The organism is Citrobacter sp. RHBSTW-00524 (assembly GCF_013747755.1).
Lineage (GTDB): Bacteria > Pseudomonadota > Gammaproteobacteria > Enterobacterales > Enterobacteriaceae > Citrobacter > Citrobacter braakii.
Window position 1 is genome coordinate 2,776,420 of record NZ_CP056421.1, and the last position, 15,097, is coordinate 2,791,516.

Genomic DNA, 15,097 nt, shown 5'->3' on the forward strand with positions numbered 1-15,097 from the left:
CAGCCGCAAGTTCGAAGATGTCTTTTCATTTTCGCTCAAAGCAGACCAGGCAATCAGTTGGCCTGTCTGCTTCGAGCCAGAAGCTAACATCGATAAAAAATAACTTAATGGTCGAGCTCCACCAACTTCAGACCTTAGATTGCGTATTCAAAGTTTGAGGGTAAGACAGTCACAACGGACATATAGACTTAACAGGCCGTATATATTACAAATTTAAGATCATTTTTCTCTCATAAAGTAAGGGCCTATCCCATGTCTTTAATCATACGACAAGCAACATTAGCCGATTCGGGATTACTAAATGAGCTTGGCTACCGCTTCTATACTGCGCACTTTAAGCATATGTGGAAGTCAGAATCAGAATTTGATAATTATTTGGAGGGTGAATATTCACTTCCTGTTATTGAGCAGAGTATTAATGATAAAAACATTAGCTGGTATATAGTTGAAATCGAGCAGCCGATTGGTTTTGTGAAGCTGACATGGCAAGCAACTATCCCGAATACAGACATCAGCGGTGTTTTACTTAATAAACTCTACCTTGCCCCAACCAAAACGAATCAGCATTACGGTCAACTAATGTTTAATAAAGTCATAGATCTTGCCCGAAGTCAGGGGAAAAAATATTTATGGCTGGAGGTTCTTGAACAAAATGAACGTGCTCAAAAATTCTATAAAAAGCAGGGAATGAAGCACATCAGCGACATCATTTTCGAAACAAATTCACAGAGGAGCATACTCAAGTTAATGGGGATGTGTATATAAGGCCCGCTCCTCGCTCAGATCAGTTACCCTGACACGTGTGCAGCCTGGCCTTCATTCATAAATTCTCAGTGTATCGATAACTGCTCGCAGAGCGGGAGACACATTGCGGTGCGGATAATAGAGAAATGAACCTTCCAGGCGTTGACTGTAGCGTTGTAAAACTCTGATGAGCGAACCCTCTTCTAAATCATCGGACACCAGTTCTTCCGGAACATAAGCCAGCCCCAGCCCCAGTCTTGCGGCTTTGGCTTCCATATAACTGTCAGCAAAAGCCCATTGTCCCTGCGGCTGATGAGTTATTTTTTTACCATCCTGTTGAAGCTCCCATGTATAGAGGCTTCCATCGCCAAATTGATAAGCGATGCAGGGATGAACCGCCAAATCTGCCGGGACTTGTGGAAAGCCATAGCGGCGAAAGTGTTCTGGCGTACCAACAATGGCCATCTCCATGTCGGGGGAAATACGGACCGCTATCATGCCACCGCCAACTTCCGGTCCGAGACGTACACCGGCATCGAATCTTTCCGCAATAATATCGACAAACCGACTTTCGCTGATGAGTTCCAGCCGGATGTCAGGATAGCGTTGCTTAAACACCGCAAGCTTTGGCAGGAGCAGTTTATCAATAGCGTGCTGACTGGCATTAATCCGTACCGTACCTGACGGGGACTGGCGATAATGGGCCAGCGTGGCAAGCCCCATATCTAAAGCGTCGAATCCTGACTCAATAGTCCGGTAGAGTTGTTCGCCGGCATGGGTGAGCGATAGCCTACGCGTAGTGCGAGCCAGAAGCTGAACGCCCAGTCTTTCTTCAAGTTCGCGTACGGAACGGCTTATACCTGATTGTGCCAGGCCGAGTCGTTGCGCCGCAGCGGTAAAACTCCCTTCCCGCACCACCTGCATGAACAGGTATAAATCATTATAGTTTTCCCGTTTCGCCATCACGTTTCCCTCGCTATCGCATCACTATTTAGAACAATATGGTATTAATTCTAGCAATTTTACCCCTCTAATAAGCACTATTACTGCTCACTATAATGCTCGCATTGCAACAAAGCACAGCAGTGTTGTCCGTATGAAACCTGTATCTATCACGTTTTATGAGGGGATTTTGATGACTGCCTTCACCAAAAAACTGACAGCCGCGATACCAGCCATGCTGCTCTGCGCATCATTAAGTGGAGTTACAACGATGAGTTATGCCAATACAACCAATCCGAACGCGCCAGTTTCACTGGTCGAGACATGGGATAAAACCTTCGCTAAAAGTACGAAAGTTAATCACCGTAAAGTGACCTTTCAGAACCGCTTCGGGATCACCCTGGTCGGTGATCTCTACATTCCAAAGGATCGCGGCGAGCGCAAACTGGCGGCCATTGCCATCAGCGGGCCTTTCGGCGCGGTGAAAGAGCAGTCCAGCGGTCTGTATGCGCAGACGTTGGCTGAGCAGGGATTTGTTACCCTGGCTTTTGACCCTTCATATACGGGGGAAAGCGGTGGCTATCCGCGTAACGTTGCCTCTCCGGATATCAACACCGAGGATTTCAGCGCGGCTGTTGATTTCCTTGGCCTGCAAAATGAGGTTGATCGAAATCGTATCGGATTACTGGGTATCTGCGGATGGGGCGGGATGGCCTTAAACGACGCCGCGATGGATACCCGCGTGAAAGCGGTGGCGGCCAGCGTGATGTATGACATGAGCCGTGCGATGGGGCATGGCGTAGGTGATGGTAAAGACCGTTATACCACTGCGGATCGTCGCGCCGTATTACAGTATCTGAACGCACAGCGCTGGGAAGATGCGAAGAACGGAGCTTTCGCGCCCGGCGGGCATGACATTTATGTTGATGAAAAGGGGAACGTCAGTACGTCGAAACGTATTCTGCAAGAAACGTTACCCGCAAATCCTAATCCGGTTCTGAAAGAATTCTTTGATTATTATCGCATGCCGCGTGGTTTCCATGCGCGTTCGGTCAACTCAACTGGGGCCTGGAATGCGACGATGCCGCTGTCATTTATGAATATGCCGCTGCTGAGCTACGCCAATGAAGTCACTATCCCCACGCTTATCGTGACCGGCGAAAAAGCCCATTCACGCTATTTTGCTGAAGATGCCTTTAGGACGATCGGCAGCAATGAGAAAGAGCTGGTGATTGTGCCGGGGGCAAATCATGTTGATCTGTACGACAACGTTGCGGGTAAGATTCCGTTTGCTAAATTTGAGCAGTTTTTCAATACCAACCTAAGATAACCGCCCCAAGCCGCCTGATATTTGCAGGCGGCTGTAAATCGCCTGCAGATCATTTTCATCCATGTTTTGACGTGATTTCCTGAATGACGTCTGTCCGGACTGCGCCTGAACCTGGCCGATTCGATATTAAGAGATCTGATAATGTCCACAGTAAGACTAAAACCGCATTACGAAAAAAAGCATGCGCATTGGGGGGGCGTGTTTGCCATGACGCTGTGCGTGTTTGTGGTGATCGCTTCCGAGTTTATGCCGGTCAGCCTGCTTACGCTTATTGCCAGTGATTTACACATTACCGAAGGCCTGGCTGGCCAGGGAATTGCAATCTCTGGCGCGCTGGCGGTCATTACCAGCCTGACTATCTCCCATATTGCCGGAGATCTGAACCGAAAACATCTCCTGCAGGGGCTGACGGTTTTAATGGCCATATCGGGGATAGTCGTCGCCCTGGCACCCAGCTATCCGGTTTATATGCTGGGGAGGGCCCTGCTTGGGGTGGTCATTGGTGGATTCTGGTCCATGTCTGCTGCAACCGCCATTCGGCTCGTTCCGCAGCATCAGGTTCCCCGCGCGCTGGCGATTTTTAACGGTGGGAACGCGCTGGCTACCGTTGTAGCGGCACCGCTTGGCAGCTATCTGGGGACGACCGTGGGCTGGCGAGGGGCATTTTTATGCCTCGTTCCCCTGGCTATAGCCGCGTTCATCTGGCAGTGGGTCAGCCTGCCATCGATGGAAAGCGATAAAAAACAAAAATCCCAGAGATCTATGCATCGTCTGTTCCGCATCACCATTGTCCCTGCGGGACTTCTGGCCTGCGGGCTCTTCTTCATGGGGCAGTTTGCCTTATTTACCTACGTGCGCCCCTTTCTTGAAACCGTAACCCGCGTAGGCCCTTCTGGTCTCTCTCTGATTTTGCTCGCAATAGGCGTGGCGGGTTTTGTCGGCACACTGGCCGTATCAATATTCCTGAACACATGTTTTTATAAAACTTTAATCATGATCCCCCTGCTTATGGCAGCGACTGCCGGGGCGTTACTGCTGGTTGGACACAGCATCTGGGCTGTTGCCGTATTGCTCAGCCTGTGGGGACTACTAGCAACGGCTGCGCCAACGGGATGGTGGACATGGATAGCGCGGGCACTACCCGAAGATGCAGAGGCGGGTGGTGGCTTAATGGTTGCGGTGATCCAGCTATCAATTGCACTGGGTTCAACGGCAGGTGGGTTGGTATTCGACACTCTGGGATGGCGCAGTACTTTTGGCTTGAGTGGTTTCTTACTTCTGACGGCGGCAGCAATGACGACTGTCACATCCCGTCAAAACAGCAAAGCAAACTAGAACTATCCATTCATTTCTGGCGTGCTCTCTGTCATGGCATAGGGCAGAGAGCCGAGTGTCCGCCCTCGCTGATCGCGGACCTTTAGCCCAGTTATCTTCTATTTTTTCACCAAATATTTTCGCATCAGTGCATTTTGTAATGTCACTCCGCGACAGGCAGGAAACCCACGTTCCACAACATGAAAACCGTGTCGTTGAAAGAACGCCTCCGCAGCCTTACTGACATTTGAAGTCAGTTCGCCAATTCCACGTTGTCTGGCTTCTTCATGAATGCGATTCATCAGTAGTGTCCCTACTCCCTGTCTCGGGTAGGTTCCCGAGACAAAGAAATGGTCAATGTACCCATTTGGCTGAACATCTGCATATCCAGCTATTTCACCATCCACTTCAACAACAAAGGGGCGTAATTCCTTCATATGATTGGCCCATTGTTCCGGGTCGATATCCGTTGGGGCCCACGCATCTATTTGTTCCTGTGTGTAGTAATGTGATGCGAGGGTATGTACAGAAGATAAAAAGACGCTGAACAACGAAATTTCATCTCCATTACTAAACCTTCTGATTTTCATAAGACCTCGTCAGGAGAGTGACTTGTAGAACAAGTCCATTTTTGGTGCAGCGGAGCGTCAGCTCCTCGCGGTGAGTTTAATGGGTCAATGCAACGCTATTCTTAATCAAGGGAGATGCTCAGGCAACGCCGTTGAGTCAACATCAAACCATCGACCAGTGGCGGTAATGTCGCTGCGCCACGGGTAAGGCTTTTTCCAGTTGAGTATGTAATATTGACTTATTGTGTAAAAAGATTACTTTTCAGGACATGAAGAAGATACTCATTATTGTTCCCGATGGCGGTATGCTGTTTGAGTCCGCCGGTATTGCCGACATTCTGATGCAGGCCAACCGCCTGCATCCCAAAGGCGCTACGGAGACGTGTTACCAGGTTCAGTTAGCGACAACGCAACCGCATCAGGTGATCCATGGTCAGTCCGGCCTAAATCTACTGGCAGATCACCGCCTGCATGAGATAGATCCTCGCGAACCTCTCGATACCATCATCATCACTGGCAGAGGTCAAAACCCGCAGGAAGGGATTGCGGTGGTTGACTGGCTACGCCTTGCCGCTCCCCACGCCCGCCGCATTGCATCCATTTGCGGCGGCGCGATGCTGCTGGCAGAAACCGGGCTGCTGGACGGCAGACGAGCCACCACCCACTGGAAGCTACTGGAAACCATGCAGGCAGAATTCCCTAAGGTGCGCGTCGAAAGCGGTCCGCTCTATATTCAGGACGAACACATCTGGACATCAGGTGGCGTCAGTTCCGGCTTTGACCTGACGTTAGCGTTAGTTGAAGAGGATTACGGCTTCAGTCTGGCGCGCGACGTCGCTCAGGATTTCGTCATGTACCTGCGCCGTCCCGGGGGACAACTCCAGTTTAGCCGCTACAACCTTCAGCAGACCAGCACCCTGGGCCCGATTAACGATCTGCTCGCCTGGCTGCTTGAGAACCTCACCGCCGATCTCAGTGTGGATAAACTGGCGGAAAAAGTCGCCATGAGTCCGCGTAATTTCACCCGCGTGTTTACCCGAGAAACGGGCGTATCACCGGCACGCTACGTGGCCGAAGCCCGTCTGGCCGCTGCCCGACAGCGTCTGGAGCAGACCAACGAGACACTGGAGCGTATCGCCGAACAAACAGGATTTGGCAGCAGCATTAACCTGCGACGGCTGTTTGAAAAACAGCTTCACCTGACGCCTGGTGAATATCGCCAACGCTTTCATTGTCGTAAAATGGCGTAAAGTGATCCTTTTTTGTCATTTACGCCAACTCGTGACCGGCCTAAATTGACTCCAGAGACAACAGATAAGGAGTTCATCATGGTAAAGGTCGGTATTAACGGTTTTGGCCGTATCGGACGTAACGTATTGCGTGCTGCACTGGGTAACCCGGAGATTCAGATCGTGGCAATCAACGATCTGACAGACAGTAAAACGCTGGCGCATCTGCTGAAATACGACTCGCTGCTCGGTAAACTCGACGCCGACGTCACCGCCGGTGAGGGGCTGTTGGTGGTTAACGGTAAATCCATCACCGTGTTCAGCGAACGCGACCCAGCCAACATCCCATGGCGTCAGCGTGAAGTCGATATTGTCATTGAAGCAACCGGCTTCTTCACTGAACGTGACAAGGCGGCGGTGCATATCCACAGCGGTGGCGCAAAACGAGTGATTATCTCCGCCCCTGGTAAGAACGATGATTTAACCATCGTGATGGGCGTTAACGATCACCTCTACTCTGCGGATAAACACTTTGTCGTCAGCAACGGTAGCTGCACCACTAACGGTCTGGCACCTGCCGCACAGGTTTTGCACCAACATTTCGGCATTAAGCATGGTTTGATGAATACCACCCACGCCTATACCAACAGCCAGGCGCTGCACGACCAGCCGGAAAAAGATCTTCGTGGTGCCCGCGCCGCTGCATTGTCGATTGTGCCCTACTCCAGCGGTGCCGCGAAGGCGCTTGGCAAAGTCATCCCGGAGCTGGATGGTCGCTTAACCGGTTACTCGCTGCGCGTACCGGTTCCGGTGGTCTCCATTGTCGACCTGACCGTAACGCTTGAGCGGGATGTTACAGCAGAGGAGGTCAATAATGCGTTTCGTGACGCCGCCGCGACAGGGCCACTGAAAGGGATCCTCGGCTACAGCGATGAACCGCTTGTCTCAAGCGATTACCAGGGTGACCCGCGCTCATCCATCATCGACGGCCTGTCAACGCTGGTGATTGGCGGCAATATGGTCAAAATTCTGGCGTGGTACGACAACGAATGGGGATTCTCTAATCGCCTCGTCGACCTGGCACTGCTAATGGCAAGGCACGAACGTTAATCCCCTGCTCTCACACTCTCTCTAAATCCACGCCAGGCGTGGATTTTTTTATATCTGTTACGTGTTTGTCCCAGTGACAATCGCCCACAACGTCACGTCCCCCATTTTTAGTCGTCACCTAACGATGCTGCTGGGGTGACGCGTTTAAAAAAATTAGCGATAACCCGACAAAATAATAAATCGGCATCACTTTAACGGTCAGTTTATTAATCAGACAGTTGCGACCATAATAAAATGAGTAATGCGATCTTATTTGAGGATTCCGGCATGATCACCTTTTATCAACTTACAGCCACCCGTCTGCATGGTGAGCCCGTCTCTATGGCCGACTATGCTGGCAAACTGGTTCTGGTGGTCAATACTGCCAGCCATTGTGGCTTCACGCCGCAATATGCAGGCCTCGAAGCGCTTTACAAGAAGTACGCCGCGCAGGGTCTGGTGGTGCTTGGTTTCCCCTGCAACCAGTTCGGTAATCAGGAGCCCGGCGGGGCCGACGACATCTCGCAAACCTGTCACATCAACTACGGTGTGAGCTTCCCGATATTTGAGAAAGTGGAAGTCAACGGTGCGGCTACGCATCCGGTGTTTCGTTACCTGAAAAACGAATTACCCGGCGTGCTGGGTGGGCGTATCAAGTGGAATTTCACTAAGTTCCTCATCGGGCGTGACGGCAAACCGCTCAAGCGTTTTGCGCCGTTCACTACCCCTGAGAAAATAGAAACCGCGATCCTTGCTGCGCTTAAAGTCTGAGCGCACCTGTCATTCAAACCGTCCCCATTATGCCCCAGCGCACTGTCTGAATAAAAAACACGCTGCAAAATCAACAAAATATAATCAACTTGCTTAATTACTCTGCAATCGCGTGAGTTCAGGAAGAAAAATGCTATTTCCCTCTTGCCTCATTCGGTCTGTGCCGCTAATATTCGTCCCCGTTGTCACCTACAACGTTGCGTTCATAGCTCAGTTGGTTAGAGCACCACCTTGACATGGTGGGGGTCGTTGGTTCGAGTCCAATTGAACGCACCATCTTGCGTCCGTAGCTCAGTTGGTTAGAGCACCACCTTGACATGGTGGGGGTCGGTGGTTCGAGTCCACTCGGACGCACCAAATTATTTCTATGATTTGGTGCTATTTCCCTTCGTTACACCTCATAATTTCTTTTTATTGTCTCCTGTTCGTAACCTTAAGCTTAATCATTACTCCGTATGATGCTGGCACAAAGCGATAGGCCAAAACCTTCTAAACGCTATGCTCAGCGCGTATCATTTATCCTCTTCGCAAACCCTTTTTCGTCAGAGATCGGATACCATGCCCTCTTCCATTATTCTGTTTGCCGCGGGCAGTTTACGCCTGGCATTTGCCCCTTTGATAAGCCAGTTCTCGCGCCATAGCGGAATAGACGTGAAGGTGGAATATGGTCCGGCCGGTTTATTACGCGAGCGTATTGAAGCCGGTGAACCGTGTGCGCTCTTTGCCTCAGCCAATCGGGAGCACCCGCAACGCCTGCTGGCTTTGCAAAAAGCTGTCCTCACGCAAACCTTTAGCTGGAATCAACTGAGTCTGGTCAGCAACCGAAACGGCGCCTGGCTGGATTTGCTCCGCGACCCAACGCTACGAATAGGTACATCCACGCCCGGCTGCGACCCTTCCGGAGACTATACCTGGGCATTTTTCGACAATATGGATGTACTGGAGCCAGGACTCGGACAACAGCTTCGGGCGCGCGCCATCCCGCTGGTTGGTGGGCGTGATACGGTGAAAATCCCGTCTGGTGAACTAGCGAGCGCCTGGATCCTTCGCCAGGGACTGGCCGATCTGTTTATCGGCTACGCGCATTACGCGAAAACGCTGCACGCCCAACCCGACGTGCATTATGTAGCTATCCCTGATGAGCACAATATTCGCTGCGAATACCAACTGGCGGTGCTCGACGCATCCAACGAGGTGATGGCGCTGGTTAAATTCATGCTCTCCAACGGCGGTCAGGCGTTTCTTACCGCCGCCGGGTTCTTACCTCTTAACGACGAATAGTAAACAGCGGTGCGATAAACGGCGTCGGGTGGTTCTCTACACTGAGTTTTCGCAGCGGTAAGCCATAGGCCTGGAACAGATTCTCTTCCGTCACAATGCTGTCCGTTGGCCCTGCCCGCCATTTTCCTTCGGGGAGCAGCAGCAAAGTATGGGTGGCTATTTGTAACGCATGCAGCGGATCGTGGCTCGAAAAAAGAATGCTGCATCCCTGTAGATGGGCCAGATCGCTGATGAGCTGAAGCACCACCTGCTGATTGGCGAGATCCAGCGCGGAGCACGGTTCATCAAGCAGCAGCGTTTGACACTCCGTCACCAGCGCCCGGGCTATCATCACCAGTTGCTGTTGCCCCCCGGAAAGTGAGCTAAACGAGTGGGAAGCAAGCTGGGCAATATTTAACTGCTCCAGCGCCTGGGTCGCTCTTAGTTGATCCTGCTGGCTGGGTTGCGCAAAAAGCTTCACGTGCTGTGCCCGCCCCATCAGCACCACGTCGCTCACCGTATAAGGAAATGGCAGGTGGCAATGCTGCGCCACAATCCCTATCCCGCCGTCAATTTCAATGCTGCCGTCCAAAGCTGGTAGCGTGCCGGTTAGCGTATCGAGCAGCGTACTTTTACCCAGACCGTTACGTCCCAGCACAGCCCAGATCTCACCTTTCTGGCAACTGAATGTAAGCGGCTCAAATAGCGGCGCGCGATACCCATAGGTAAGCGTATTTACACGCAATGCGGCAGGTTTCATGATGTCTCCCGGCGGCTGGAGCGGATGAGTAAAAAAGCAAACAGCGGCGCGCCGAATAATGCGGTGATGATCCCAAGCGGTATCTCCGCGTGCATCAGGGTACGGGCAATATCATCCACCACAATCATAAAACCGCCTCCCATCCAGAAGGCGCACGGCAGTAGACGCCGATGATCAACCCCCACCAGCAAACGCGCCAGATGCGGAATAACCAACCCAACCCAGGCGATACTGCCGCTGACCGCTACCTGAGCGGCGACTAAAAAAGCGCAGCACAGCAAAACGCTGCGTCGCAGAGGAACCACCGCGACGCCTAGCGAACGGGCATCTTTATCTTTGAGTGATAACAGGTTTATCCGCCAGCGTAGCTGATACAAAACTGTCGCAGCGATACCGACTGGAATCGCCAACAGCAGAACTTTATGCCAGTTAGCCGTCGCAAAGCTGCCGAGCAGCCAGAACACGATATTGGGTAACGTTTCTTCGGTATCAGCCTGATACTGAATCAGGCTCACCAGCGCGGCAAAAAAACCACTCAAAATGATACCCGACAGGATCAGCACCAGCGTATTCTCCAGCCCCTGCAGCGCAGCAATGGCATACACCAGGACCAGCGCCGTCAGACCGAAGAAAAACGTTGAACCCATCATCAACCACGGCGACAGGCCGAGCAGAATAGCCAGCGTTCCGCCAAAAGCGGCCCCGGACGTCACGCCAATAATATGCGGGTCGACCAGCGGATTATGAAATACCCCTTGCAGCGTCGCGCCACATAACCCCAACGCACCACCCGCCAGCAGCGCCATCAGAATTCGCGGTAGCCTGACAGTCCAGATAACCTGACCGGCAATCCCTTCAGCGTCGCTATAGTGCATCAGGTGATAAAAGACTTCGCTTAACGACAGCGGATATTGTCCGAGGCACAACGAACCAAGGCCCAGCAACAGGACCGTTGCGATTAAGAGTGGTTGCTGGAGTAAAATGCGCTTACTTAACTGCATCAGGCTGCCAGTTCACACGATAAAAACGCTGATAGTAGTCTTGCGCCTGCGCATCAACATCCACGTCTTTATAGGCGTCCGGGTACAGTTTTTTGGCCATCCACAGCTCACCAATCGCCAACGCTTCTGGCATCGGATAGCCCCAGGCTTTGGCGTACTCAGGCATCAACCAGACGCGATGATTTTTTACCGCATCAATCCCCTGCCAGTTAGGATCGTTTTGGATCTCCGTTACCACCTGCGGGTAGCGATCCTGAACAAAAATTACCTGCGGGTTCCACGCCAATACCTGTTCCAGCGCAACCTGACGGGCGCCTTTCACACTGGCAGCCGCCACGTTTAGACCACCCGCGTGCTGCATCATGAGTCCCGTGTACTTCCCGGAGCCGTAAGTCATCAGGTCGGGGTTAGCCATATAAATACGGACTTTTTGCGCATCCGGGATTTTTGCGACCGGCGCATTGAATTTTGCCCGCGCCGCAAAAACGTAGTCGATTAACGTCTCAGCTTGCGGTTTGCGCCCCACGACGTCCGCAATCAGGCGAATCCCCTGCTTTAACCCTTCGTTGTAGACCTGCTCTTCATCGGCCATGGTCGGGTTCATTTTATTCTGTTGCCCGGCTGCATCCTTGCGCAATGAGATTGCCACGACCGGAATACCGGCGTTCTGAATCTGCTGGATCATCTCCGCTGGCGCATAGTTGGCGACAAAAACCACCTGCGGATGAATCGCCAGTAGGCTTTCAATATTCACGCTGGTGAGATCGCCCGGCGTCGGCAATGTGGCAATTGTCGGCATAAAGCGCGCAAACTCAGGCCCGAGCTGTTTTTTCCAGCTCGACATCACGCCAATAATGTCCTGCTGAGCATTAAGCTGGACCAGAATATTCAGCGTCTGGTGTTGCAGCACGACCACTTTGTCGACGTGGTCCGGAATCGTGACCTGACGACCAAGCTGGTCGGTGATCGTACGGTCGGCCTGGGCAGAAAACGTAAACAACATGCTGGCGCATACCAGCACAAAAGAGCGGAAAGTTAACATGGGATACCATCTGGATAGCGGAGTAAAAACGATGTGTATTAAATTATATAACGATATAACAGGCAACCCATTCGCGATAAACACCGCACGACACACGAGGAAGATCAATTTATGCCGACAAAAAAGCCGACGGTGATGACCACCGTCGGCTGTGGGTAACACTAGGACTAACGGATTATTTGGTTGCCGCTTTAATGATATCGAGCGCTTTGACGAACTGATCCTGCGGGATCGTCAGCGGATAAAGGAAACGAATAACGTTGCCATACTGACCACAGGTCAGCAGCAGTAATCCTTGCTCAAGGGCTTTCTTCTGCACGCGTTGTGCGGCGGCTGCGTTGGGTTCTCCCGTCGCTGCATCACAGAATTCAGCGGCGATCATAGAGCCTAAGCCGCGCACTTCGGCCAGTTCAGGACACCCGGTTTGCGCGTCAGTCAGAGTGGCGCGCAGTTGTTCGCCAAGAGCTGCCGCACGCTGGCACAGCTGTTCATCACGAATAATATCCAGCACCGCATGAGCTGCCGCAATTGACAGCGGGTTTCCGGCGTAGGTTCCGCCCAGACCACCCGGCGCAGGCGCATCCATAATTTCAGCTTTGCCCACGACGCCAGACAGCGGCATGCCGCCTGCAAGGCTTTTTGCCATAGTCATCAGGTCAGCTTTGTCAGCGTAGTGGTCCATCGCAAACAACTGGCCTGTACGGGCAAACCCGCTTTGCACCTCATCGGCAATCATCACGATGCCATGCTCGTCGCAAATACGGCGGATGGCAGCCACAAACTCCGGCGGCGCCACCACGAAGCCCCCTTCGCCCTGGACGGGTTCGAAAATAATCGCCGCGACCTGGGTGGGATCGATATCGGCTTTAAACAGGCGCTCAATCGCTTTGATGGAGTCCGCCGTAGAAATCCCCTGCAACTCGCAAGGATACGGTGCGTGGTAAACGGAGCCAGGGAACGGGCCGAACCCTTTTTTATACGGCGCCACCTTGCCGGTTAACGCCATCGTCATGTAGGTACGCCCATGAAAACCGCCGCCAAAAGCAATAACGCCAGGACGGCCGGTATGTGCGCGCGCAATTTTCACCGCATTTTCGACCGCTTCAGCCCCGGTGGTGAAGAATGTGGTTTTGCGCTTGCCGTCGATTGGCGCAACGGCGTTGATTTTCTCCGCCAAAGACACATAGCTTTCGTACGGGACAATCTGATAAGCCGTATGGGTAAAAGCCTGCAGTTGCGCTTCGACTGCCTGCACCAGGCGAGGATGACGGTGTCCGGTGTTCAGCACGGCAATCCCGGCGGCAAAATCGATGTACTGATTGCCTTCGATATCGGTAATTGTGCTGTTTTCTGCTGACTGGGCATAAAAATCACACATTACACCCACGCCACGCGGGGTGGCATCCAGACGACGTTGTTGCAGGTTTTTATTGTTCATTCTCTACACCTTGTCCATTAATACATTTAGGTTGAATTACCCTTTAAATTTAGACGCCATCTGGTACTTTAATCGAGAGCCAAATCGTTTTATTTTAAGGATCCAAATGCGTTCACTTGCCGGAGATGTGATCAAGCAGGCATTTAGCCAGCAGACCGATGAAAAGCTGCATCGTCGCCTGTATGCCGCCATCTGCAGTTGCATCCTCGAAGGTAGCCTGAAACCGGCTACCCGAATGCCTCCGTCGCGTGACCTGGCAGGCGAACTGACGCTATCGCGCAATACCGTCCTGCGGGTTTACGAGCAATTGCAGGCCGAAGGTTATATTTCCGCGCGCACCAGCAGCGGCACATTTGTCACCGACAGCGTGCTGGACAATCTCGACCTGCGTCCCCACAAAGAGCCCGTTGCCGCCACACTGGAGGATCACACCCGCTTATCTGCCCGCTGCCTTGAGCTGCTGGGTCATGCCAGCGCCAGCCCCCGTCAATGGGGCGCATTTATTCCAGGCGTGCCTGATGTGGAGCATTTCCCTCACCGGGTGCTCAAAAAAATTCAGGATCGGCTGGCGAGGCGCTTGCGCCCGGAGTTTCTCACTTACGATGCCGCAGGCGGCGTGACTGAGCTGAAAGAAGCGCTGGCAGACTATCTGCGCACCGCACGCGGGGTACGGTGTTCACCGGCGCAAATTCTGATTACTGAAGGTATTCACCAGGCGCTGGATCTGGTGACCCGGACGCTATGCAACCCGGGGGATAACGCCTGGATTGAGGAGCCGGGCTACTGGGGAATCAAAAATATTCTGCGCATCAATGCGGTTAACTTTTCGGCGATCCCGGTTGATGAACAAGGTATGGTGCCGCCGGAGGCTGGCGAATCTGCGCCAAAGCTGATTTTTGTGACACCGTCACATCAATATCCGCTCGGTTCGGTAATGAGCCTCAACCGCCGTCGGGCACTTCTCTTTCGCGCACGTGAAACGCGAAGCTGGATAGTGGAAGATGACTACGACAGCGAGTTTCGCTTTTCCGGCCAGCCAATTCCATCATTGCAGGGTCTGGAAGAAGAGACGCCGGTCATCTATATCGGGACATTCAGTAAAACACTCTACCCCGCACTGCGGCTCGGTTATGTGGTACTGCCCAAACCGCTCGCCGCGCCGCTGAAGAAGGTTCATAACGACCTCTATCGTGGTGGACATTTGCTGATTCAGGCAGCGCTGGCGGAGTTTATCCGCGAGGGTTACTACGCGGCGCACATTCGTAAAATGCGCCAGTTGTACAGTCGTCGCCGCCAGACGTTGGTAGAGCTTATCAGTCGCCAGTTGGGCGAGCAGTATCTTGGCTCCTTCAGCAGCAACGCCGGGTTACATATGATTCTACAGTTGCCCGTCGGGAGCGATGACGTTGTCATTGCCCAACAGGCAAATGCGCAAGGGTTGCTGGTGCGCCCGCTGTCTCGCTATTACGTGAATGAAGAGAAACGCAGCGGCCTGCTGCTGGGATTTGCCAGTATTGCAGAGCATGAAATGGCGTCGGCGTTTACCCGACTGGTGGGTATTATCAGAGTAAACACCGTTTAAACACTGCCGGATGGCGCTGCAAGCAC

Annotated in this window: 14 protein-coding genes and 2 tRNA genes; 10 read left to right on the forward strand and 6 right to left on the reverse strand. The window is 52.6% G+C overall.

The window, feature by feature from the left end; translation table 11 throughout:
• Nucleotides 1–252 precede the first annotated feature (252 nt).
• Nucleotides 253–765, forward strand: a complete 513-nt coding sequence (locus HV229_RS13365) for a GNAT family N-acetyltransferase (RefSeq protein ID WP_016156401.1) — start codon at nt 253–255, stop codon at nt 763–765.
• Between the two features lie 51 nt (nt 766–816).
• Here HV229_RS13365 and HV229_RS13370 read toward each other — a convergent pair whose 3' ends face one another.
• Complete coding sequence (locus HV229_RS13370) at nt 817–1,707, reverse strand: LysR family transcriptional regulator (RefSeq protein ID WP_016152950.1); 891 nt, start codon at nt 1,705–1,707, stop codon at nt 817–819.
• Between the two features lie 172 nt (nt 1,708–1,879).
• Between HV229_RS13370 and HV229_RS13375 the strand changes: the two genes are divergently transcribed.
• Nucleotides 1,880–3,016, forward strand: coding sequence for an alpha/beta hydrolase (locus HV229_RS13375; protein WP_181545645.1), 1,137 nt, complete (start codon nt 1,880–1,882; stop codon nt 3,014–3,016).
• 141 nt (nt 3,017–3,157) lie between these two features.
• A complete protein-coding gene (locus tag HV229_RS13380) occupies nt 3,158–4,351 on the forward strand; it encodes an MFS transporter (protein ID WP_181545646.1) in 1,194 nt (397 codons plus the stop codon).
• Nucleotides 4,352–4,449: 98 nt separating this feature from the next.
• Here HV229_RS13380 and HV229_RS13385 read toward each other — a convergent pair whose 3' ends face one another.
• Complete coding sequence (locus tag HV229_RS13385; protein ID WP_181545647.1) at nt 4,450–4,920, reverse strand: GNAT family N-acetyltransferase; 471 nt, start codon at nt 4,918–4,920, stop codon at nt 4,450–4,452.
• 248 nt (nt 4,921–5,168) lie between these two features.
• Between HV229_RS13385 and HV229_RS13390 the strand changes: the two genes are divergently transcribed.
• The 6 genes from HV229_RS13390 (at nt 5,169) to HV229_RS13415 (ending at nt 9,269) form a co-directional block, all read left to right on the forward strand.
• Nucleotides 5,169–6,149 carry a helix-turn-helix domain-containing protein gene (locus HV229_RS13390; protein ID WP_151222713.1) on the forward strand — a complete coding sequence of 327 codons (981 nt, stop codon included), beginning with the start codon at nt 5,169–5,171 and terminating at the stop codon, nt 6,147–6,149.
• Nucleotides 6,150–6,227: 78 nt separating this feature from the next.
• Nucleotides 6,228–7,238, forward strand: a complete 1,011-nt coding sequence (gene gap / locus HV229_RS13395) for a type I glyceraldehyde-3-phosphate dehydrogenase (RefSeq protein WP_181545648.1) — start codon at nt 6,228–6,230, stop codon at nt 7,236–7,238.
• 267 nt (nt 7,239–7,505) lie between these two features.
• Nucleotides 7,506–7,988, forward strand: a complete 483-nt coding sequence (locus HV229_RS13400; RefSeq protein ID WP_137352083.1) for a glutathione peroxidase — start codon at nt 7,506–7,508, stop codon at nt 7,986–7,988.
• A gap of 199 nt (nt 7,989–8,187) precedes the next feature.
• Nucleotides 8,188–8,264, forward strand: a tRNA-Val gene (locus tag HV229_RS13405).
• Nucleotides 8,265–8,268: 4 nt separating this feature from the next.
• Nucleotides 8,269–8,345: transfer RNA gene (locus HV229_RS13410), tRNA-Val, on the forward strand.
• Nucleotides 8,346–8,546: 201 nt separating this feature from the next.
• A complete protein-coding gene (locus HV229_RS13415; RefSeq protein ID WP_181545649.1) occupies nt 8,547–9,269 on the forward strand; it encodes a substrate-binding domain-containing protein in 723 nt (240 codons plus the stop codon).
• On the opposite strand, the gene HV229_RS13420 is transcribed toward HV229_RS13415, so the two are convergent.
• From HV229_RS13420 to puuE, 4 genes are all read right to left on the reverse strand, one after another.
• A complete protein-coding gene (locus HV229_RS13420) occupies nt 9,256–10,008 on the reverse strand; it encodes an ABC transporter ATP-binding protein (RefSeq protein ID WP_181545650.1) in 753 nt (250 codons plus the stop codon). The two genes, HV229_RS13415 and HV229_RS13420, sit on opposite strands and share 14 nt — an antisense overlap.
• Complete coding sequence (locus tag HV229_RS13425; protein ID WP_181545651.1) at nt 10,005–11,009, reverse strand: iron ABC transporter permease; 1,005 nt, start codon at nt 11,007–11,009, stop codon at nt 10,005–10,007. Before HV229_RS13425 ends, HV229_RS13420 begins: the two co-directional genes overlap by 4 nt.
• The gene (locus tag HV229_RS13430; protein WP_181545652.1) at nt 10,996–12,051 is read right to left on the reverse strand and encodes an ABC transporter substrate-binding protein; all 1,056 of its coding nucleotides are present in this window, start codon (nt 12,049–12,051) and stop codon (nt 10,996–10,998) included. The genes HV229_RS13425 and HV229_RS13430 overlap by 14 nt, the downstream gene beginning before the upstream one ends.
• A 175-nt stretch (nt 12,052–12,226) precedes the next feature.
• On the reverse strand, nt 12,227–13,489 hold the full coding sequence (gene puuE / locus HV229_RS13435) for a 4-aminobutyrate transaminase (protein ID WP_019076699.1): 1,263 nt from the start codon (nt 13,487–13,489) through the stop codon (nt 12,227–12,229).
• A gap of 106 nt (nt 13,490–13,595) precedes the next feature.
• Between puuE and HV229_RS13440 the strand changes: the two genes are divergently transcribed.
• Nucleotides 13,596–15,071 carry a PLP-dependent aminotransferase family protein gene (locus tag HV229_RS13440; RefSeq protein ID WP_181545653.1) on the forward strand — a complete coding sequence of 492 codons (1,476 nt, stop codon included), beginning with the start codon at nt 13,596–13,598 and terminating at the stop codon, nt 15,069–15,071.
• The last annotated feature ends 26 nt before the right edge of the window (nt 15,072–15,097 follow it).